17 protein-coding genes and 2 pseudogenes are annotated in these 20,973 nt (G+C 65.3%); 12 read left to right on the top strand and 7 right to left on the bottom strand.

Features of this window, described 5'->3' with window-relative positions:
* Positions 1–122: 122 nt before the first annotated feature.
* Positions 123–2,378 (top strand): bifunctional (p)ppGpp synthetase/guanosine-3',5'-bis(diphosphate) 3'-pyrophosphohydrolase, encoded by a 2,256-nt coding sequence (locus E3T29_RS03260; protein ID WP_134344041.1) that lies wholly within the window; start codon positions 123–125, stop codon positions 2,376–2,378.
* On the opposite strand, the gene E3T29_RS03255 is transcribed toward E3T29_RS03260, so the two are convergent.
* The 3 genes from E3T29_RS03255 to E3T29_RS03245 form a co-directional block, all read right to left on the bottom strand.
* Positions 2,375–2,989 carry a type IV toxin-antitoxin system AbiEi family antitoxin gene (locus E3T29_RS03255; protein ID WP_134344040.1) on the bottom strand — a complete coding sequence of 205 codons (615 nt, stop codon included), beginning with the start codon at positions 2,987–2,989 and terminating at the stop codon, positions 2,375–2,377. The genes E3T29_RS03260 and E3T29_RS03255 overlap by 4 nt on opposite strands.
* 116 nt (positions 2,990–3,105) lie before the next feature.
* Positions 3,106–4,338 (bottom strand): DUF349 domain-containing protein, encoded by a 1,233-nt coding sequence (locus E3T29_RS03250; protein WP_134344039.1) that lies wholly within the window; start codon positions 4,336–4,338, stop codon positions 3,106–3,108.
* A 111-nt stretch (positions 4,339–4,449) separates the two neighbouring features.
* A complete protein-coding gene (locus tag E3T29_RS03245) occupies positions 4,450–5,250 on the bottom strand; it encodes a peptidylprolyl isomerase (RefSeq protein WP_134344038.1) in 801 nt (266 codons plus the stop codon).
* A gap of 106 nt (positions 5,251–5,356) precedes the next feature.
* Between E3T29_RS03245 and E3T29_RS03240 the strand changes: the two genes are divergently transcribed.
* From E3T29_RS03240 to aroB, 11 genes are all read left to right on the top strand, one after another.
* Positions 5,357–6,697 (top strand): replication-associated recombination protein A, encoded by a 1,341-nt coding sequence (locus tag E3T29_RS03240; protein WP_134344037.1) that lies wholly within the window; start codon positions 5,357–5,359, stop codon positions 6,695–6,697.
* 343 nt (positions 6,698–7,040) lie between these two features.
* A complete protein-coding gene (rpsD, locus tag E3T29_RS03235; protein WP_092107727.1) occupies positions 7,041–7,670 on the top strand; it encodes a 30S ribosomal protein S4 in 630 nt (209 codons plus the stop codon).
* 98 nt (positions 7,671–7,768) lie between these two features.
* The gene (locus E3T29_RS03230) at positions 7,769–8,140 is read left to right on the top strand and encodes a DUF948 domain-containing protein (protein ID WP_104090539.1); all 372 of its coding nucleotides are present in this window, start codon (positions 7,769–7,771) and stop codon (positions 8,138–8,140) included.
* Positions 8,141–8,223: 83 nt separating this feature from the next.
* Positions 8,224–8,457: a hypothetical protein gene (locus tag E3T29_RS03225; RefSeq protein WP_092340039.1), complete on the top strand. Its 234-nt coding sequence runs from the start codon at positions 8,224–8,226 to the stop codon at positions 8,455–8,457.
* Positions 8,458–8,528: 71 nt separating this feature from the next.
* A complete protein-coding gene (gene alaS, locus E3T29_RS03220; protein ID WP_134344036.1) occupies positions 8,529–11,183 on the top strand; it encodes an alanine--tRNA ligase in 2,655 nt (884 codons plus the stop codon).
* 2 nt (positions 11,184–11,185) lie between these two features.
* The gene (gene ruvX, locus E3T29_RS03215) at positions 11,186–11,656 is read left to right on the top strand and encodes a Holliday junction resolvase RuvX (RefSeq protein WP_092340041.1); all 471 of its coding nucleotides are present in this window, start codon (positions 11,186–11,188) and stop codon (positions 11,654–11,656) included.
* A gap of 2 nt (positions 11,657–11,658) precedes the next feature.
* Positions 11,659–13,041 (top strand): endolytic transglycosylase MltG, encoded by a 1,383-nt coding sequence (gene mltG, locus E3T29_RS03210; RefSeq protein ID WP_241987608.1) that lies wholly within the window; start codon positions 11,659–11,661, stop codon positions 13,039–13,041.
* Positions 13,034–13,927 carry a shikimate dehydrogenase gene (locus tag E3T29_RS03205; protein ID WP_134344035.1) on the top strand — a complete coding sequence of 298 codons (894 nt, stop codon included), beginning with the start codon at positions 13,034–13,036 and terminating at the stop codon, positions 13,925–13,927. The genes mltG and E3T29_RS03205 overlap by 8 nt, the downstream gene beginning before the upstream one ends.
* A gap of 5 nt (positions 13,928–13,932) precedes the next feature.
* Positions 13,933–15,141 (top strand): chorismate synthase, encoded by a 1,209-nt coding sequence (gene aroC, locus E3T29_RS03200; protein WP_104090399.1) that lies wholly within the window; start codon positions 13,933–13,935, stop codon positions 15,139–15,141.
* Positions 15,142–15,160: 19 nt separating this feature from the next.
* Positions 15,161–15,682, top strand: coding sequence for a shikimate kinase (locus E3T29_RS03195; RefSeq protein ID WP_174776393.1), 522 nt, complete (start codon positions 15,161–15,163; stop codon positions 15,680–15,682).
* Positions 15,675–16,781 (top strand): 3-dehydroquinate synthase, encoded by a 1,107-nt coding sequence (aroB, locus tag E3T29_RS03190; protein WP_370449100.1) that lies wholly within the window; start codon positions 15,675–15,677, stop codon positions 16,779–16,781. The genes E3T29_RS03195 and aroB overlap by 8 nt, the downstream gene beginning before the upstream one ends.
* A 104-nt stretch (positions 16,782–16,885) precedes the next feature.
* On the opposite strand, the pseudogene E3T29_RS03185 reads toward aroB, so the two are convergent.
* The 4 genes and pseudogenes from E3T29_RS03185 to E3T29_RS03170 all read right to left on the bottom strand — a co-directional run.
* Positions 16,886–17,281 (bottom strand): annotated as a pseudogene (locus tag E3T29_RS03185) (DUF779 domain-containing protein); the annotation flags it as partial.
* Positions 17,282–17,396: 115 nt separating this feature from the next.
* Positions 17,397–18,920, bottom strand: coding sequence for an aldehyde dehydrogenase family protein (locus E3T29_RS03180; RefSeq protein ID WP_092340045.1), 1,524 nt, complete (start codon positions 18,918–18,920; stop codon positions 17,397–17,399).
* A gap of 149 nt (positions 18,921–19,069) precedes the next feature.
* Positions 19,070–19,237, bottom strand: a pseudogene (locus tag E3T29_RS03175) (aldehyde dehydrogenase family protein); the annotation flags it as partial.
* 267 nt (positions 19,238–19,504) lie between these two features.
* Complete coding sequence (locus tag E3T29_RS03170) at positions 19,505–20,899, bottom strand: GAF domain-containing protein (protein ID WP_134344033.1); 1,395 nt, start codon at positions 20,897–20,899, stop codon at positions 19,505–19,507.
* Between the last annotated feature and the right edge of the window lie 74 nt (positions 20,900–20,973).

Raw genomic sequence — 20,973 nt, 5'->3', positions numbered from 1 at the left:
GACTGGGTAGGCCCCGCACAGAGCGTTATGCCGGAGGCGTACGGACTGCGCCCGCGGAACCGGCATAATTGATGGAACGCAACCCCGCGTCTTTCGGCGGGCGTGACGCACGAGGTGAGATTATGACGGACACGACGACCCCCACCCCGGCCTCGCTGCGCCGTCTGGTTCCTCGCATCTTCTCTCGGGCCCAGCCCGCCGGTGCTGTTGACCGCCTGATCAAGACGGTGCGGTTGAACCACCCGAAGGTCGACCTGTCGATCATCGAACGCGCGTATACCGCCGCCGAGCGAGCGCACGACGGACAGCTGCGTCGCAGCGGCGAGCCGTACATCACCCACCCAGTCGCCGTGGCGCAGATTCTGGCCGACCTGGGCATCGGTACCAAAACCATTGCGGCCGCCCTGCTGCACGACACCGTCGAAGACACCGATTACACCCTCGACGCCCTGCGGGCCGACTTCGGCGATGAAATCGCCATGCTCGTGGATGGTGTCACCAAGCTCGACAAGGTGAAGTACGGCGACTCGACCCAGGCCGAAACCGTGCGCAAGATGATCGTCGCGATGTCCAAGGACATTCGCGTCCTCATTATCAAACTTGCCGACCGGCTACACAACGCCCGCACCTGGGGCTTCGTTCCCAACGAATCCGCCGTGCGCAAGGCCACCGAGACCCTGGAGATCTACGCCCCTCTCGCGCACCGCCTGGGGATCCAGACGATCAAGTGGGAACTCGAGGACCTCTCCTTTGCGGTGCTGTACCCCAAGCTCTACGCCGAAATTGAAAGCCTGGTCAAGCAGCGTACTCCGCAGCGCGAAGAGTTCGTTCAACAGATCATCGACACCATCAACGACGATCTCAAATCGGCGCGCATTCGCGGCAAGGTTGCCGGTCGCCCCAAACAGTACTACTCGATCTACCAGAAAATGGTCGTGCGCGGCCGCGATTTCGACGAGATCTACGACCTCGTCGGTATCCGCGTGCTCGTGAACTCGGTGCGGGACTGCTACGCGGTGCTGGGATCCATCCATGCCCGCTGGACGCCGCTGCCCGGCCGGTTCAAGGACTATATTGCCACCCCGAAGTTCAACCTGTACCAGTCCCTGCACACCACCGTGCTCGGGCCGAGCGGTCGCGCGGTAGAAATTCAGATTCGCACGACCGAAATGCACCAGCGTGCCGAATTCGGTGTCGCCGCGCACTGGAAGTACAAGGAGCAGGTCAACGGCAAGAGCGCTGGCGGCCCCGGCCCGCAGAGCGATACCGATATGGCTTGGCTCGCCCATATTTCTGACTGGCAGGCCGAAACGGCCGACCCAGGCGAGTTCCTGGACTCCCTGCGGTACGAGATCGGTGCCAAAGAGGTTTACGTCTTCACGCCGAAGGGCCGGGTCATTGGCCTCCCGTCCGGCGCGACCCCGGTCGACTTTGCCTATGCGGTGCACACCGAGGTGGGACACCGCACCATGGGAGCCAAGGTCAACGGCCGGTTGGTGCCGTTGGAGAGCGAGCTGATCACCGGCGACGTGGTCGAGGTGTTCACCTCGAAAAACCCCGACTCCGGCCCGAGCAAAGACTGGCTGAACTTCGTCAAGAGCCCCAGGGCCCGCAACAAGATTCGGCAATGGTTCACCAAGGAACGCCGCGACGAGGCCATCGAGCAGGGCCGGGACGCGATCGCCCGCGCCATGCGCAAGCAGAACCTTCCGCTGCAGAAGCTGATGAACCAGGACTCGTTCGCGGAGGTCGCGGCTCAGCTTAAGTACGAAGATGTGTCGGCGCTTTATGCCGCCGTCGGTGAAGGTCACGTTTCAACCCAGTCAGTGCTCGAGAAGGTCGTCTCTTCGGTACAGAGCATCGAAGACAACGACAGCAACGACTTTCCGGTCGCCGCGCGCGGACGGCCGCAGACCACCCGCAACGGAGATTCCGGAGTGCTGGTGCGCGGTGCACCGGACATTCTGGTCAAACTGGCCCGCTGCTGCACCCCGGTGCCCGGCGACAAAATCGTCGGATTCGTCACGCGCGGCGCAGGCGTCTCTGTGCATCAGGCCGCCTGCCACAATGTGCAGTCGCTGCTCAAAGAACCCGAGCGCATGATCGAGGTCGAGTGGGCGCCAACCTCGAAGAGTCTGTTCCTCGTGCACATCCAAATCGAAGCCCTTGACCGCTCCGGTCTGCTGTCCGACGTCACCCGGGTCTTGTCGGAGCACCACGTGAACATTCTCTCTGCCACCGTCAACACGTCGAGCGATCGCCTCGCGCTCAGCCGCTTCGTCTTTGAGATGGGGGACACCACCCACCTCGACCGCGTACTCAATGCCGTGCGTCGTATCGATGCCGTGTACGACGTGTACCGGGTTAGCGACGGCTAACCTGCGGTACTGCGCGCGCAGCCCTGCTGGCGCAGCGCAAACAGTGGTGCGCTGACGGCCGTGAAGCGCGCGACAGCGATAGCGCTGTGAGCGGGGCTGCCTCGCTTGCAGAGGCGGATGGCGGCCGACACGTCGGGGTACTGGCCGTAGTGCAGGAGGCGGGCCAGGAGGGCACTCAGCTCTGACGTGGTCGATGGTGACACCGTCGGCGGTGAAACCGCATAGCGGGCGAGATCGACGGCGGTGCGCAGGGGAGTGGTGACCCGCACCCCCGAGATGGTGCGCACGTCATCGGGCGTTCGCACAATTTCACGCACCGATGCCCGAGCCGACCACAGAGTGGTGGTACGCGCGCCGATCAATACACAGAACTGGTGGCGCCGCGGCTCCGGCGTGACGCCGTAGATCCACGCGGCGGTGAGCTGTTCGGCGATGGCGCGGGGCGGGACCAGCTGGCCGGCGGCGATTGCGCGGGTATCGCATCCGTCTATTTCATCGATCACGCACCAGGAGTCCGCGATTTGAAAGACTTGGCCGTCGAGGCGGGCGGCGTAGAGCTCGGCCAGTGGCAGGTCGTTGAGGGTGAGCGGTCGCCCCGGTGGATTCGTCATGCCACCAGAGTGACGCTTAACCAGGTCCAGGCCCCCGAAGGAGCCTGGATCTGTGGAGAAGCTGGTTGCGTGCGCCGAGTGTGGATAACTAAGTGCCTGCGTGCAAGTACTGCCGCTTACTGGCCGATTGCCTTGAGCCAGGCCTTACGGGCCTCGAGCGCTTCGGTGGCGTCCTTGATGGCCCGGGCGTTCTGACCCTTCTGCGCGGTAGCCAGCTCGGCCTCGAGCTTGGCGATCGCGTCGTTCAGCTGCCCGGCCAGACCCTCGGTACGAGCCTTGGTCTCGGGGTTGTTGCGCTTCCAGTGATCGTCATCGAGCTTGCGCACGACGGCTTCCACCTTGCGCAGGCGATCCTCGATCGGCTTGACCTGATCCCGCGGGACCTTGCCGATGTCATCCCACTTGCGCTGGATCAAGGTGAGCGTGTCGCGAGCGGCGTTGCGGTCGGTGGTAGTGAGCAGGGTCTCGGCCTGCGTGAGCAATTCGAGTTTGAGTACCAGGTTCGCCGAGAACTCCTCGTGGTCCTGGGCTTCAACTTCACTCTTAACGGAGTAGAGCACGTCGCCGGCAGCTTTGAACTTGGCCCACATGGCGTCGTCCTGTTTCTTGCCGCTGCGGCCAGCTTTCTTCCACTCATCGAGCAGGTTGCGATACGACGAAACCCCATCGGCACCCTGGGGGGCGAGGGCCTCAGCCTGTTCGATCAGGTGCTGCTTCTTGGTGCGCACGTCTTTATGGGCGCTGTCGAGCTCGGCGAAGAACGCCTTACGGTTCTGCTCGATCGTGGTGCGTGCGGCCCGGAAGCGCTTCCACAGATCGTTGGCCTCGCCCTTGGGAATGCGCGGGGCGTCGTGCTGGTGTGCCTGCCACTTGGCGAACAGCGCGTCAAGAGCGGCGCTGGTCTGCTTCCACTGCGTCTTGGCCGGATCTTCGGCGGCGAGACGCTCGGCCTCGGTCACGATCTCGGCCCGCTCAGCGACGGCGGCAGCGGATGCGGCCTTGGTTTCGAGGCTCTGCTGCTCGGTGAGCTCACTGACAGCACCGCCGAGAGCGCCGAGGCGCTCGGCCAGGGCGGCAAGGTTTCCGACCGCGTTGGCATTGGCGACGGCAACTTTGAGGTTGGCGACCGACTTGGCGATGTCTGCGGCCGGAGCGCCACCCTTCGCACGTTGCTCGAGCAGGGTAACCTGCCCGTTGAGCTCAACGTACTTACGCTCGAAGTAGGCCAGGGCCTCTTCCGGAGTGGCATCCGGATACTGACCGACGGCGCGTTCGCCGTCTGCCTCGCGCACGTAAACCGTGCCGGTTTCGTCTACGCGACCCCATGGTTGCTGATCTGTCGTAGTCAAGAGCCTCACCTTTGCTGAGTTGTTGTGTGTGGATCCGCGGGAGTGAAGAGTGCGGAACCTAAGAAATACCCTGATAAGCCTATTGCAATAGCGCAGGGGTGACGATCGATCCTACTGAAGTGTTAAGCCCGTGATCGTCGTTGGCACCGTCGGGGCGCCGTCGCCGGAGCCGTCCGCGGTGCCGGCATCCGTGATCTGGGCCTTGAGCTCGTCCAGTCCGCTCGTGACGTGACCGAGCACGGTGTAGCCGCCGCCCGCGTCGGAGGGGATAGTCGTGTCGTCGTAGACCACGAAGAATTGGCTTCCCATGCTGTATCCGTTGCCGCCCTGGCGAGCCATGGCGAGGGTACCGGCCGGGTAGACGTTATCGGCCGGAGCGTTTTCGACCGGACCATAGCTGTAACCGGGACCGCCGGATCCGTCGCCGGCGGGATCGCCGCACTGCAGCACGAAGAAGCCGCCGTCGGTTAGGCGGTGGCAGCTCACGCCGGTATAGAACCCGCTCTGGGCGAGGCTGACCGTGGACGAGACGCCCTGGGGCGCGCGCGCACCGTCCAGCTCGATGCCGAGGTTGACATCGTTGAGGCTCAGGGTGCCGGTCCAGGTGCGCCCCTCGGCGATAGTGCTTGCGGGCACGTCGCCGGTGTTGGCACCGGCCGCTGCCGTGGGCGTTGGCGTTGGACTGGACGTTGCAGCTGCCGTCGGCGCCGGGGTACCCGGGCCGCCAGCGAAGTAGAACACCTGGGCGATCACGATCAAGGTCAGCACCACGAGGAGTCCGCCACCGGCGATCAGGTTGTCCCGCACGCGCCGCTTCGTCTGGTGCTCGTGCACCGCCCGTCGGGCCTGGTAGGAACGAACACGTCCGCGCTCTTCACGTGCCGCACGCTCGAGCTTGTAATTCGAAGCCACTTGGAACCCCTCCAGGGCCGTCGGGGTTGGCGACGACCGGACAAAACGTGACCGTACGCCAACGCGGCCGACCTCGTAGAACTCTCTCACAAACTACGCTGGAGGAATGTCGGATGCTCAACAGGGTCTGCGGAGTGGCCAGGCCCCCCTCGCCGTACGAATGCGCCCGAAAACCCTGGACGAGGTGGCCGGCCAGCGTCATCTGCTCACCCCGGGGTCGCCCCTGGTTAGTCTGGCCAGCGACAAGACCGGGGAGCGCGGCAGCGTATCGGTCATTCTCTGGGGACCGCCCGGAACCGGCAAGACCACGCTCGCGCAGGCGATCGCGCACAGTTCCGGACGTCGTTTCGTCGAACTCTCTGCCGTGACGGCCGGCGTGCGCGACGTGCGGCAGGTGATGGAAGACGCCCGAACCAACCGCGACCTCTACGGTCTTGCGACGGTGCTGTTTCTCGATGAGATCCACCGATTCTCCAAGGCCCAGCAAGACACGCTACTGCCAGGGGTCGAGAACGGAGTCGTCATCCTGGTCGCCGCGACGACCGAAAATCCGTCGTTCTCGATCATTTCGCCCTTGCTGTCTCGTTCTCTGCTGCTCACCCTCGAAGTTCTCAGCGACGACGACCTTGGCATCGTCGTCGATCGTGCCGTCACGGATGCGCGCGGGTTGGCCGACCGGTTCGAACTCGAGTCAGAGGCCCGCGGCGCGATCATTCGCCTGGCCTCCGGGGATGCGCGGCGGGCCCTGACGGCGCTGGAGGCGGCATCCGTTTCGGCGGAATCGACGCTGGAACCCGGCGCGACCGGCAAGCCCGTCATCACGACCGACATCGTCTCGCTCGCCGTTGATCGTGCGCTGCTGCGCTATGACCGCAATGGCGACGAGCACTACGACGTGATCAGCGCGTTCATCAAATCGGTGCGCGGCAGTGACGTCGACGCCGCGCTGCACTATCTGGCGCGCATGATCGAGGCCGGCGAAGACCCGCGCTACATCTGTCGCCGCATCATTGTCCTCGCCTCCGAAGACATCGGCATGGCCGACCCGCAATCGCTCCTCATCGCTGTCGCCGCCGCCGATGCCGTCGCGCTGATCGGCATGCCTGAGGGGCGGATCCCGCTCGCCCAGGCCGTTGTGCACCTCGCGACCGCCCCCAAGTCGAACGCGGCCTACATGGCGCTCGATGCTGCCATAGCGGATGTCCGCGCCGGCAAGATGGGCCGCGTACCCAAGGGCATGCGCGACGCGCACTACCCGGGCGCCAAACGACTCGGCCACGGCAAGGGCTACGTCTACCCGCACAATGACCCGCTCGGAGTGGTCACTCAGCAATACCCCCCAACGGAGCTGAAATCCACCCGCTATTACGAGCCGACCGAGCACGGCCACGAGCGCGATATCTCCGCCCGCCTCCTAAAAATCCGCCGCATAGTCCGCAACGAATAGATTCGTGACTCAGCTCTGAACTTGCGGCGGCGGGGGGATTCTCCGCGGGGTTGCGAGTTTCGCGGAATGTCCTGCGCACCCGCGATGTTTGAGCGAGGAGCGGATGATCCCTCGACGACGCCCGCCTCGGGAACGCGAGGCGAAGCATCCGCTCTGTGCTAACCTTGACTCTGCCTACAACTGGTTTCGGCATGCGGCTGCGTCCGTTTCCAGTTTGGAGGGGTTTCGTTCTGTAGCCGAACGTCCCATGGCACCCAATCCTCTGATCTCCCATGACGTTTGTGCTGTAGAAACACGCACTCGCCCTGGTATCCCTGTTATTGAGTCCGATTGAAAGGAAACCGTGTCTACCAAGTCACGTACCCGCAGTAAAACTCGCCTCTCGCGCGCCCTGGGCATTGCCCTCACGCCGAAGGCAGCCCGCTTCCTTGAGAAGCGCCCCTATGCACCCGGTGAGCACGGCCGCACCAAGCGCAAGACCGATTCGGACTATGCCGTTCGTCTGCGCGAAAAGCAGCGCTTACGCGCCCAGTACGGCATCCGCGAAGCCCAGCTCAAGATTGCCTTCGAACAGGCTCGTCGTCGTCAGGGACTGACCGGTGAGAACCTCGTAGAGATCCTCGAGACGCGTCTCGACGCGCTCCTCGTGCGTTCGGCCATCGCCCGCACCACCGCTCAGGCTCGCCAGATGATCGTGCACCGTCACATCCTCGTCGACGGAGAGCTCGTCGACCGGCCCTCCTTCCGCGTGAAGCCGGGCCAGCTCATGCACGTCAAGGCTCGCAGCGAGGGCATGGAGCCCTTCCAGGTTGCAGCAGCCGGCGGCCACGTCGACCTGCTTCCCAAGCTCCCGCCGTACCTCGAGGTAGAGCTCGACAAGCTCCAGGCCCGCCTCGTGCGCGCCCCGAAGCGCATCGAGATCCCCGTGACCTGTGAAGTTCAGCTCGTCGTGGAGTACTACGCAGCTCGCTAGTCCAACCGGTACGCTGAAGGGCGGATCACCTCAGGGTGATCCGCCCTTTTTTGTATACCCGGGCTCCGCAGGGGCCCCTCGAACTGAGTGGAGTCACCGTGTCAGGTGGAGATATTGCCGGCCTCATCGCCGCCGGCGTGTTCGCGATTCTGGTCGCTGTCATCGCTATTCCCTTGGTCAAACTGGGCCGCGTGTTCGATGAGACCACGGCCGCCATCCATGAACTCAGCGAGGGAATCACCCCGATGCTGACCGAGACGACCGAGACCATTCGTTCTACCAACCAGCAACTGGCCAGGGTCGACACCATCACGAGCAACGTAGCGGATGTCACCGGCAACGTCTCGGCGCTGGTCGCGTTGTTCGCGGCCACGGTCGGCGGGCCGCTGATCAAGCTCGCCGGTTTCTCAGCCGGCGTCCGGGCGGCCTTTCGCGCCGGGCGACCGCGGCCTCGGCGTAATCGGGGTTGACCGGCTACTCTGGAGACGGCGCTGATATTCTCGCGCCCGACTTATCGATAGCTACGGCTAGACCAGATTCAGGGAGAAGTGCCATGAAGAACGTCATCTGGTTGGTCATCGGCGTGGCCGCGGGCTTCGTGGTGGCCCACGAGGTCAACAAGACCCAGCAGGGCAAGCAGTTCTTCACGGAACTTGACACCAAGGCCCGCGAGTTCGGCGAGGCCATCTCGGAGGGCTACCGCCAGCGCGAGGCCGAGCTGCACGCCGCGCTCGGCGACGTCGCCGCTGATGCCGCGGGTGACGCACCGGCGGCCAGCGCGCCGTAGGCATCCGCTCGACTCAGGCATACCGTTTCACCGCACCACCACATTCATGCACGACAAAAGCTACGGACACCATGCAGACTGCTGACATTCGCGGGCGCTGGCTCGACTTCTTCGCCGATCGTGGACACACCGTTGTGCCGTCCGCGTCACTGGTGAGCGATGACCCCACCCTTCTCTTCACCGTGGCCGGCATGGTGCCGTTCGTGCCGTACCTCACCGGGCTCGTTCCGGCGCCGTACCCGCGCGCCACGAGTGTGCAAAAATGTATCCGTACCAACGACATCGAAGAGGTCGGAAAGACCCCGCGGCACGGCACTTTCTTTCAGATGAACGGCAACTTCAGCTTTGGCGATTACTTCAAGGAAGAAGCCATCGGCTTCGCCTGGGAGCTGCTGACCACGCCGGAGAACCAGGGCGGTTACGGCTTTCGCGAAAGCGACCTGTGGGTCACCATCTACCTCGACGACGACGAGGCCTACCGCTACTGGCGGGCCATTGGCGTGCCGGACAATCGCATCCAGCGCCTCGGTATGGAATCCAACTACTGGTCCACGGGCCAGCCAGGCCCGGCCGGCCCCTGTTCGGAGATCTTCTTCGATCGCGGCCCCGCCTACGGCGCCGACGGCGGCCCGGCCACTGACGACGACCGGTACGTCGAAATCTGGAACCTCGTCTTTATGCAGTACCTGCGCGGCGAAAGCACCGGCAAGAGCGATTTCAAGATTCTCGGCGACCTGCCGAAGAAGAACATCGACACCGGCATGGGCTTGGAACGCGTTGCGTTCCTCAAACAGGGCGTCGAGAACATGTATGAGATCGACCAGGTTCGCCCGGTGCTCGATCGTGCCGCGGCCCTGTCTGGCCGCCGTTACGGCGCCGACCACGACGACGACGTGCGCATGCGCATCGTCGCCGACCACGTACGCTCCTCCCTCATGTTGATGAGCGACGGCGTCATGCCGTCCAACGAGGGCCGCGGCTATATCCTCCGCCGCCTGCTGCGTCGCAGCGTACGCGCCATGCGCCTGCTCGGCGTCGACACGGTGAGCCTTCCCGAACTGCTGCCTGCCTCCCGCGACGCGATGAGCGCAGCCTACCCCGAGGTCAAGAGCGACTTCGGGCGCATCAGCCAGGCCGCGTTTGCCGAGGAAGAAACCTTCTTGCGCACCCTCGCGAGCGGTAGCGCCGTGCTCGACCTGGCCGTGGCGAAGACTAAGAAGGCCAACAAGACTGAGCTCGCCGGCCCGACTGCGTTCCTGCTGCACGACACCTACGGGTTCCCGATCGAGATCACCCTCGAGATCGCCGAAGAAGCCGGCCTCAACGTCAATCGGGACGCCTTCGACGTGCTCATGACCAAGCAGCGCACCATGGCCAAGGCCGACGCGAAGTCCAAGAAGACAACTCTGGCCGACCTCGGTGTTTACAGCGCCTTCCGCGCCCTCGGTGAGACGGTTTTCACCGGGTATGACGACCTGCAGAATGAGTCGAGCGTGCTCGGCCTCATCGTGGACGGTGAGTCCGTCACGAGCGCGGTTGCCGGTGAAACCGCCGAAGTCATCCTCGCCGAGACGGCCCTCTGGGCCGAATCCGGCGGGCAGGAAGCGGATGCCGGCCTCATCGTTGGTCCCGGCTACGAGCTCAAGGTGCTCGACGTGCAAAAGCCGGTCAAGGGTCTGATCAGCCACAAGGTGCTCGTGCAGTCCGGCGAGGTCGGTGTCGGCGACAGCGCCACAAGCGTGGTCGACGAGAGTTGGCGTCGCGGCGCCCGCCAGGCGCACTCCGGTACCCACGTTCTGCATGCCGCCCTGCGCCAGGTTCTCGGCCCGAACGCGCACCAGTCCGGCTCGTACAACAAAGCCGGGTTCTTTCGCCTCGACTTCTCCTGGAACCAGGCGTTGTCACTGGCGACCCGAACCGAGATCGAAGAAATCTCCAACAACGCCATCCGCGACAACCTGCCGGTGACCACGCGAGAATTGCCCCTCGCCGAGGCGAAGGAGCTCGGTGCCATGGCACTGTTCGGCGAAAAGTACGGCGATGTCGTGCGCGTCGTCGACATCGGCGGCCCCTGGTCGCGCGAACTCTGCGCCGGCACCCACGTCTCCAGCAGTGCCGAGATCGGCATGATCAACCTGATCAGCGAGGCCTCGGTCGGTTCGGCGAACCGCCGCGTCGAATCCCTCGTCGGACTCGAAGCGTTCCGTGATCTCGCCGCCGAACGCACCCTCGTGTCGCAGCTCACTTCGAGCCTGAAGACGCCGCGCGACCAGCTGCCCGAGCGCATCAGCGACCTCGTGACGAGCCTCAGGGCGGCCGAGAAGAAGATCGCCGCCTTCGAAGCCCGCGCGCTGACCGACCGAGTGCCCGCACTGTTGGCAACGGCTCGCCGGGTCGGCGCAGTGACCGTTGTTGCCGAAGACCTCGGTGTGCTCGGTTCTCCCGACGACGTTCGAATGCTGGCCCTAGCCACGCGGGAACGTCTCGGTACCGACGCGGTTGTCGTGGCGCTCTCGGCGATCGCCGCCGACAAGCCCGTCGTGATCGTCGCCACCAACCAGGCCGCTCGCGATGCCGGGCACAAGGCCGGTGCCCTCGCCAAGACTGTTGCCGGAATTCTCGGCGGCGGTGGTGGTGGCAAGGACGACCTGGCCCAGGGCGGTGGCCCCAACGGCGACGCCATCCCGGCTGCGCTGCAGGCCGTCGTCGCCGCGATCAGCCGCTAACGATGCGCTCCGGAGTTCGGGTCGGCGTCGACGTCGGGAAGGTGCGCATCGGGCTGGCCCGCAGTGATAACCACGGCATGCTCGCCACACCGGTCGAAACCGTCGCCCGCGACCAGGCCGGTCTGACCGATCTCGCGCGCATTCGCGCCGTAGTGCAGGAGTTTGACGCCGTCGAGGTCATCGTGGGCCTGCCGCTGGCCCTGTCGGGAAACGTGACCGCTTCAACCGACGACGCGATCGATTTCGCCGACCGGCTCGCCCGAACCTTCAAGGTGCCGGTGCGCCTGGTCGACGAGCGACTCTCTACCGTGTCAGCACAGTCGGCGCTGCGGGCATCCGGTCGCTCAGCCAAAACGCAAAGGCCAGTGATTGATCAGGTGGCCGCGACTATCATTCTGCAACACGCGCTCGACAGTGAGCGTGCCTCGGGGCGGCCGCCAGGGTCGCCCGTCGAACCGACCGAGAGGCCGTAACCGTGCCGAGTTCCACCCCGGAAGAGCCGCTACCGAGCCGCCGTCAGTTGCGCGCGCAACAGGCCGCGGCGGAGCAGGCAGCCGCGCAGCAGCCAGCAACCGAACAGGTGGCCGCTGGCGAGATTCAGGCCGTACCGCCCGGTGCCGCCGTCGCCCCGGAGGCACCGCTACTCTGGCGACTTTCCCGCGAAGCAGTCGTGCCCGCGGGCGCCGCCACCGACTTCCTGACGGCGAACGAGAGCAATGATTCCGGCCGCGATCGTGCTCAGCGTCGTTCGCTGCTCGCTGACGAACCGCCGCGAGAAAAGCGCAGTCATAAGGGTGCCTGGGGCTGCCTGATCGTCTTCGTTGTGCTGGCAGCCCTCGTGGCCGGAGCGTACCTCTTTCTCCAGGGACCCATCTCGCAAATCATCGCGGCCACGCAGGGGCCCGCCGATTTCAACGCCGAGGAAGCCGCCACCGGTAAGGACATTATCGTGATGATCCACGACGGTGACGGCGGCTCGGAGATTACCAATACCCTCGTCGACCAGGGCGTGGTGAAAAGCTTCGACGCGTTCTACGCGATTCTGCTGCAGACCAAACCCGAACCCGTCTTCCAGCCCGGCGCCTATCAGCTGAAAACGAAAATGGTGGCGAGCACGGCCCTCGACGCCCTGCTCGACGACGGCACGAGGCTGAGCGAGACCGTGGTGGTGCCCGAGGGCACCGCAACCGTCGACGTCTTGCAGTCGATCTCCGAGGGAACCGATATTCCGCTCGCCGATCTGCAAGCCGCAGCAGCGAACGTCGCCTCGTTCGGGCTCCCCCCCGAAGCAACCACCCTCGAAGGATTCCTCTTTCCCGCCACGTACACGTTCTCGCCGGGCGACACAGCACAGGTGGCCCTTCAGGTGATGGTGAACCGGCAGTTCGAGGCCCTCGACACGGCTGGGGTCGCGGTGGCAGACCGTTGGTCGACCATCGTGTTCGCCTCACTCATTCAGCGAGAGGCGGGCCTGCGCGACGACTACTACAAGGTGTCGCGGGTCTTCCTCAACCGGCTGGACCCGACCCAGTGGGAAAGCGGCCTGCTGCAGTCCGACGCGACCGTCGCCTACGGCACCGGAAACACCCATCTCGTCACCACGACCAACGCCGAACGCGCAGATGCCGGCAATCTCTACAACACGTACGTGCATCCCGGCATGGTCGTCGGCCCCATCTCGAACCCGGGCGACCTCGCCATTGACGCCGCCCTGCACCCGGTTGACGGTCCCTGGTTGTTCTTCGTGACCGTCAACCTCGATACCGGCGAGACGGTGTTCTCCACCACCGTGGCAGAACACGACGCCGCGGTCGTCGTTTGGCAGAACTGGATGAGGGAGCACCCCGAATATGGATAGCCTCAGCTCGAACCGCCTCGCGGTGCTTGGTTCGCCGATCAAGCATTCCCGTTCGCCGCTGCTGCACCGGGCCGCCTACCGTCAGTTGGGCCTCGATTGGTCTTACGATGCGGTCGAGGTGAAGACCGGCTCCCTGGCCATGTTCCTGAGCAAAGTCGGGCCGGAATGGCGCGGTCTGTCACTGACTATGCCGCTCAAGCAGGAGGTTCTGCCGTTCATCGACGACTGCGATCGGGTGGCCCAGCTGACCGGATCGGTCAACACCGTGCTGCTGCGCCGGGTCGAGGGACGCGGCACGCTGAGTGGCTACAACACGGACGTTGCGGGGCTGGTGCGTGCCCTTGCCGAGAGTGGAGTCACCCACGCGGCGCACGTGACCCTGCTCGGAGCCGGCGCGACAGCGGCATCCGCTCTGATGGCGGCAGCCGAACTCGGCGCTGAATTCGTCACGGTCCTCATGCGGGATGCGGTCAAGGCGCAGCCGCTGATCGAGCTCGGCCGGACACTTGGCGTGGTCGTTGACCTGCAGGATTTCGGCGGCGTCACCCGGGTCGACAGCGACGTCGTGATCAGCACTCTGCCCGGGGGGACCGTGCTCCCGACGCCGCTGCCGCTCGAACTGCGTGAACGGGCCGTCTTGTTCGACGTCGCCTATTCACCGTGGCCGAGCGGAGTCGCCTCGTCCTGGCAGGCCGCTGGGGGCACGGTGCTGAACGGGCTCGGGATGCTTCTGCACCAGGCCCTCATCCAGGTACGGGTGTTCGTCACCGCCGACCCGTTTGAACCGTTACCCGACGAGCCGGCAGTGCTGGCGGCCATGCGCGGCGCGCTGACCCGCGACCCTGGTCCCAGCGACGCCGACCCCCACCTTGTTGTGGAAAGATAGGAAGCATGCTTCGTTGGCTCACTGCCGGAGAATCTCACGGCCCCGAACTCATCGCCATTGTCGAGGGTTTGCCCGCTGGAATCCCGGTCACCCTTGATTCGATCCGTCTCGATCTGGCGCGCCGCAAGCTCGGCTACGGCCGCGGCGCCCGCATGAAATTTGAAGAGGACGAGCTCACCCTCTCGGGTGGAGTGCGCCACGGCGTCACCCTCGGCGGACCGGTCGCGCTGCGCATCGGCAACTCGGAATGGCCCAAATGGGTCGATGTGATGAGCGCCGCACCGGTAGATCCGGCCACGCTCGCCCGCGGCCGCGGCGCGCCCCTGACCCGGCCCCGGCCCGGACATGCTGACCTGGCCGGCATGCAGAAGTACGGCTTCGATGAAGCCCGCCCGGTGCTGGAGCGCGCGAGCGCCCGCGAGACCGCCGCTCGGGTGGCGCTCGGCGCCGTCGCGCGGTCGTTCTTGAACGAGCTGGGAATCCAGCTGGTCAGCCACACCATCGCCATCGGCCCGGTGCGGGTGCCCGACGGCACGCCGTTGCCGCAGCCGGGCGACGTCGATGCCCTCGACGCCGACCCGCTGCGCTGTTTCGACGCCGCGACATCCGCTTTGATGGTGGCTGAAGTGGATGCCGCGCATCAGGACGGCGACACCCTCGGCGGCGTGGTCGAGGTGCTCGCCTACAACCTTCCCCCCGGCCTCGGCTCCTTCGTGCACTGGGACCGACGCCTGGATTCCCAGCTCGCCGCTGCCCTCATGGGCATTCAGGCGATCAAGGGCGTCGAGGTCGGCGACGGCTTCGAAACCACCCGCCGCCGCGGCTCGGCCGCCCACGACGAACTCGTGCAGGCGGATGGCGCCATTCAGCGCGTCAGCGACAAGGCTGGCGGCACAGAGGGCGGCATGAGCACCGGCACGGTGTTGCGCGTTCGCGCCGGCATGAAGCCGATCGCCACGATTCCCCGGGCACTGCGCACGGTCGACGTCGCCACGGGCGAACCGGCACCGGCTCATCATCAACGCTCCGACGTCTGTGCGGTTCCGGCAGCCGGCGTTGTCGCCGAGGCCATGGTGGCGCTCGTGCTCGCGAACTCGGTTCTGGAGAAGTTCGGCGGTGACTCGATCGGCGAGACCCGGCGCAACCTCGAGTCCTACCTCGCCAACATTCCGGCCAACCTGCGCACGGGCGCGTCGAGCGACGCAACGCTGTGACGACTCTTCGGCTGTTTCGATGCTGACCCAGCGCAACTCGTTGCTGCCGATCGTTTTCATCGGGCCGATGGCCGCCGGAAAAACCAAGATCGGTCGCCGGGTGGCCCGCGGCCTGAACGTACCCTTCATCGACACCGATAAACGCATCGTGGAGAGCTACGGTCCGATTCCGGAGATTTTCGCTCGCGAGGGCGAAGAGTATTTTCGCATCATCGAGCGTGAAGCTGTGGACTGGGCGCTCGGCGAGCCGGCCATCGTGTCGCTCGGCGGTGGAGCAGTGCTGAACGTCGACACCCAGGCGGATCTCGACGACGCGACAGTCGTCTACCTGAGCGTTACCCGTGCTGCCGTGCAGGCACGCCTCGGCGGTAGCAAAAGGCCGCTCCTGACCGGTGGTATCGCCGACTGGGAACGCATCTACAACCTGCGCCGCCCCACCTATGAGGCCCTCGCGACGATTCACCTGGACACCTCCAACCGACCGATCAGCGGCATTGCCGACGCAATCGTGAATTGGGTACAAGAAAGAAATGATGAGTGAGATTTCAATGATGACCGAACAGAGCCGCACCACAGTGATCACCGTAACCGGCGTTGACAGCTATCCGGTCAGTGTGGGGCGTGGCCTCGTCACTACCGTCGCCGATCAGCTGGGCAGCGGCGTCAACAAGGTTCTCATCGTGCACACCTCCACCGTGGGGGCCCGGGCTGTCGCCCTGCGCGACAACCTGCTCGTGACCTATTCCGAAGTGCTGCTCGCTGAGATTCCCGACGCCGAGGCTGCCAAGCGGGTCGAGGTCGCCGCGTTCTGCTGGGGCGTCATGGGCCAATCCGACTTCAGCCGCACCGATGCCGTAATCGGCCTCGGCGGCGGCGCCGTCACTGACCTCGCCGGCTTTGTCGCGGCCACCTGGCTGCGCGGCGTGAAACTCATTCAAATTCCCACGAGCGTGCTCGGCATGGTCGACGCGGCCATCGGCGGCAAGAACGGCATCAACACCGCCGAGGGCAAGAACCTCGTCGGCACCTTCTATGCGCCCGCCGCCGTGCTCTGCGACCTCGACCTGCTCGATGCCCTGCCGAAGAATGAGATCCTCGCCGGCTTCGCCGAGATCGTGAAGGCCGGGTTCATTCAGGTTCCCGAGATTCTCGACATCATCGAAGCGGATGTCGACCGCGCCACCGACCCGACCACCCCCGAATTTCGCCGCCTGATCGAACTGTCGATCGCCATGAAGGCACGAATCGTGGGGGAGGACTTCAAGGAGGCCGGCCTGCGCGAGATCCTCAACTACGGGCACACTCTCGGGCACGCGGTCGAGCACGCCGAACGGTACGGCTGGCGCCACGGTGCTGCCGTCGCGGTCGGCATGATGTTCGCGGCCGAGCTCGCCGCTCTGAGCGGCCGTCTCTCGGTCGAGATCGTCGACCGGCACCGCAACATCCTCGAATCTCTGACCCTGCCGACCGGCTACCCGGTGGGCCGCTGGCCCACCCTGCTCGCCACGATGCAGCGCGACAAGAAGACCCGCAGCGGCATGCTGCGCTTTGTCGTGCTCGACGACGTGGGCAAGCCCACCATTCTCGAGGGCCCCGACGCGTCGCTGCTGTTCAGCGCGTACCAGGCCATAGGTCAGTAGATACCGCGTCAGGCGGGACTGCGGGCCGGGGCGAGCGGGACTGCGGCATCCGCTTCGACCGTCTCGGCGGAGTCAGCCGGAGCGGCGAATGGGGTCATCGTGGTCATCAGCTCGGAGCGGATGAGAAAGCGCACGCCGCGCGGAGCCTCGGCACTGAACCCGCTGCCACGGCCCGGCACGACGTCGACGGTGAGGAAGGTGTGGCTCCAATAGTTGAACTGCTCGGCCGACATCCAGAAGTCGAGCGGCTGAGCGGGCCCACCGGCCGGGGCCAGGTCGAACTGGCCGAGGCGTACGTCCTGGTCGCTGGTGATGAACTCCCCGGCCATGAACAGCATGGGCGAACTGCCGTCGCAGCATCCGCCGGACTGATGGAACATGAGCGGACCGTGCTCCTCCCACAGGCTGCGGAGCAGATCGACCGCGACCGGGGTGAGCTCGACGCGGGGGACGGTTTCACCGGCGATCGTGACCGACGCGGTTATCGTAGGTGTCGACATTGACGGACCTTTCTACAGAAGAAACGATGAAAAAGGGGCTGCCTACGACGTTACGTCGTTGGCAGCCCCCGGGCCAGACCTACAGTGAACTCATCCGCTGGTACCGAGGTGCGGTTTAGAAGAAGCCGAGCTTGTTCTCTGAGTAGGACACCAGCAGATTCTTGGTCTGCTGGTAGTGCCCGAGCGCGAGCTTGTTGTTCTCGCGGCCGATTCCCGAGCTCTTGTAACCGCCGAACGCGGCGCCAGCCGGGTAGGCGTGATAGTTGTTCACCCAGACACGGCCGGCCTGGATGTCGCGACCCGCCCGGTACGCGACGTTGCCGTTGCGTGACCAGACACCGGCGCCGAGACCATAGATGGTGTCGTTGGCGATCGAGATGGCGTCGTCGTAGTCGGTGAAGCTCGTCACGGCGAGCACCGGTCCGAAGATCTCCTCCTGGAACAGACGCATCTTGTTGTGGCCCTCGAAGATGGTCGGCTGCACGTAGTAGCCGTCGGTGAGGTCGCCGCCGAGGTCGGCACGTTCGCCGCCGAGGGCGAGCTTGGCACCCTCCTTGGTGCCGATGTCGATGTAGGAGAGGATCTTCTCGAGCTGGTCGTTGCTGGCCTGCGCGCCCATCTGGGTGTCGGTGTCGAGCGGGTTGCCCTGGATGATCTTCTTGGCCCGGGTGACGGCGTCGCCGAGGAAGCTGTCGTAGATCGGCTTCTGCAACAGCGCGCGGCTCGGGGCCGTGCAGACCTCGCCCTGATTGAAGGCGAAGAGCACGAAGCCTTCCTGCGCCTTGTCGTAGAAGGCGTCCTTCTCCTGGGCTACGTCGCTGAAGAAGATATTCGGGCTCTTGCCGCCCAACTCAACGGTCGAGGGGATGATGTTGGCCGACGCGTACTGCAAAATGAGACGGCCGGTCGTGGTCTCACCGGTGAAGGCGATCTTGCGGATGCGGTTGCTCGAGGCGAGCGGCTTGCCCGCTTCGAGGCCGAAGCCGTTGACAACGTTGACCACCCCAGGGGGGAGGATGTCGCCGATGAGCTCCATCAGCACCAGGATCGAGACCGGGGTCTGCTCGGCGGGCTTCAGCACGATCGCGTTGCCGGCGGCGAGAGCGGGGGCGAGCTTCCAGACGGCCATCAGAATGGGGAAGTTCCACGGGATGATCTGGCCGACGACGCCGAGCGGCTCGTGGAACTGGTACGAGACGGTGTCGCCGTCGAGCTGGGCGTGGTCGCCGTCCTGGGCGCGGATCGCCGAGGCGAAGTAGCGGAAGTGGTCGGCGGCGAGGGGAATATCGGCGTTGATCGTCTCGCGGACGGCCTTGCCGTTGTCCCAGGTCTCCGCGACGGCGAGCATTTCGGTGTTGGCGTCGATCAGGTCAGCGATCTTGTTGAGCACGGCAGCGCGCTCGGTGGGGCTGGTCTTGCCCCAGGCCGGTGCGGCCTTGTGGGCGGCGTCGAGGGCCAGTTCGATGTCTTCAGCGGTGCCGCGAGCGACTTCGGCGAACGGCTTGCCGGTGACGGGGGTGATGTCCTCGAAGTACTGGCCCTTGACCGGGGCGACCCATTCGCCGCCGATCCAGTTCTCGTACCGAGACTTGAAGGTAACTTTGGAGCCGGGTGTTCCTGGGACTGAATAGACGGTCATGTCACTCCTATTTCGACGACGATGTCGGTCCGCGTTCTGCGGTGTTCCCAGAGTAGGAGTGCCAACGTTGCAAAAGGTTGCGAGGCTCCGCCGGTCGCGGCCACACGCAAACGCGCGACGAAGCGACCAGCGGATGCCCGGCATCCGCTCTAGAAGAAGCCCAGCGCGTTCTCGGAGTACGACACGAGCAGGTTCTTGGTCTGCTGGTAGTGGCCGAGACCGGACTCGGAGTCGTTGGCGATGGAGATGGCATCGGCGTAGTCCTCGAAGCTGGTCACGGCGAGCACCGGGCCGAAGATCTCTTCCTGGAAGATGCGCGGACCGGCGACACGTCGTCGAAATATTCGCCCGCAACGGGCGGCGTCCACGCTCCGTCGCTCCAGTTCTCGTAGCGTGGCTTGAAGGTGACGTGGCTTCCGGGTGTTCCGGGCGCTGCGTAAATGGTCATGTGATTCCTTGGGCGATAGCTCTGGCTACTGCGTCGTCGACTGCTGTGCGACGACCGTGTCAGATGAGGCCGCGTGAACACGTCAGAGTGACGGGCCGCGACTCGTGCCTTCAACGCTAAAAGCGAGCGCGTTGCGTTACCGTTGCGAAGTAGTGCGCAGGGCGCCCAGCTCGTCGTCGATGCGCTTCAACCGAGCGACGACCGTGGCGCGTTTGGGGGAGCGGGCCGGCAGCAGCTCCAGGCAGGCACGCCAGACCTCGGAGTCGTAGGTGGCTTCCTCTGACCGGGCATATTCGAGGAGCAGGTCGACCGAGGCATCGGTCAGCATCGCCTCACGCAGGCGGGCGCTGACCTCGGTGCGAATGTCGATGATCCCGGGGGAGAACGAGTTGGGCAGAACCGGTCCGCGGTAGGCGGCGAGGGCCACCCGGTGGGCGCCGCGTTCCAGGAATGCCAGCACCCGTTGGGCGTCCAGCTCCACCGGGAACTGCAGCCGGTAGGGACGAGATCCGATGACGACCGGCGGGCTGACCTGCTCCAAGACCTTGCGTACCCGCACCATCTCGGCGCGCAGGGTATCGACGCTGTTATTCTGGTCGCTGCCGGTCTGGTCGCTGAGCAGAAAAGCCAGTCGGTCGGCGGAGAGTCCTTCGCGGTGCCAGGCGAGCAGGGTGAGAATTTCGGCGTGCCGCGGGCTGACATCGATGGCCATTCCGCCGCTCTCGAGGTGGCCGTAGTCGCTGCCGAGCACGCCGAACCCCACGGGCACCAGGTTGCGGCCCGGGGCCGGGAGCAGGGCGATGCTGGAGCGGCGGGGGGCGCGCGCATCCGTTCGGTCGGACGCAATCGTGCGGTGGCCGTCGAGGCGCTGGATGCGTAGTTCCGCCTCCATGGCGGCGACGGCGGCCTCGACGAGGGGGAGTGTCTGCGGCGCGACCGCCTGGTCGCCGCCCGTGATGTCGATCACGCCGAGGATCTTGCCGGTGTCCGGGTCGTGAATGGGCACGGCGGTGCAACTCCACGGGTGGGCGAGGGCGTTGAAGTGTTCGGCCCGCCGAATCTGAATGCCCCGGTCGAGGGCGAGGGCGGTGCCGGGGGCGCTGGTTCCGACCCGTTGCTCCGACCAGTCGGCCCCCTCGACGAACAGCATTTCCTCGACCTGGCGGCGCAGCACCCGGTCCCCGTCGATCCAGAGCAGTCGGCCGGACTCATCGCCGATCGCCACCAGCAACTCGGCGTCGAGGGCGTGGCGAATGAGCAGGTTGTGCACGACCGGCAACACCGCGGCAAGCGGATGCTGGTTGCGGAGGTCCCGTAGTTCGACGTCGGTCAGTGCCCGCTCGGGTGCCACGCTGCCGGGGTCGAGGCTGAGCGAGAGCGAACGTTGCCAGGAATCCTGCACGAGCTTGCGAACGCCGGTCTGGAAGACCCGGTCTGTGACGGCAGATTCGTGGGCCCGCTCCAGGGCGACCAGGCTTTCCCGCGCGGGGCCGGAAGGAACCGACGACGTACTCTTCAAGCCGTGTCCCATCAGCGTTCCTTCCGATCAGCATTGGTCGGGCGACGAGGCCGCGGCCACCGTAGGAATTTCATTCTAGGGGTACC

The sequence above is a fragment of the Cryobacterium sp. TMT1-66-1 genome (genome assembly GCF_004403435.1).
Taxonomy (GTDB): domain Bacteria; phylum Actinomycetota; class Actinomycetes; order Actinomycetales; family Microbacteriaceae; genus Cryobacterium; species Cryobacterium flavum.
Note: the sequence above shows the minus strand (reverse complement) of the source record. Positions and strands in the feature narration are given on the sequence as shown.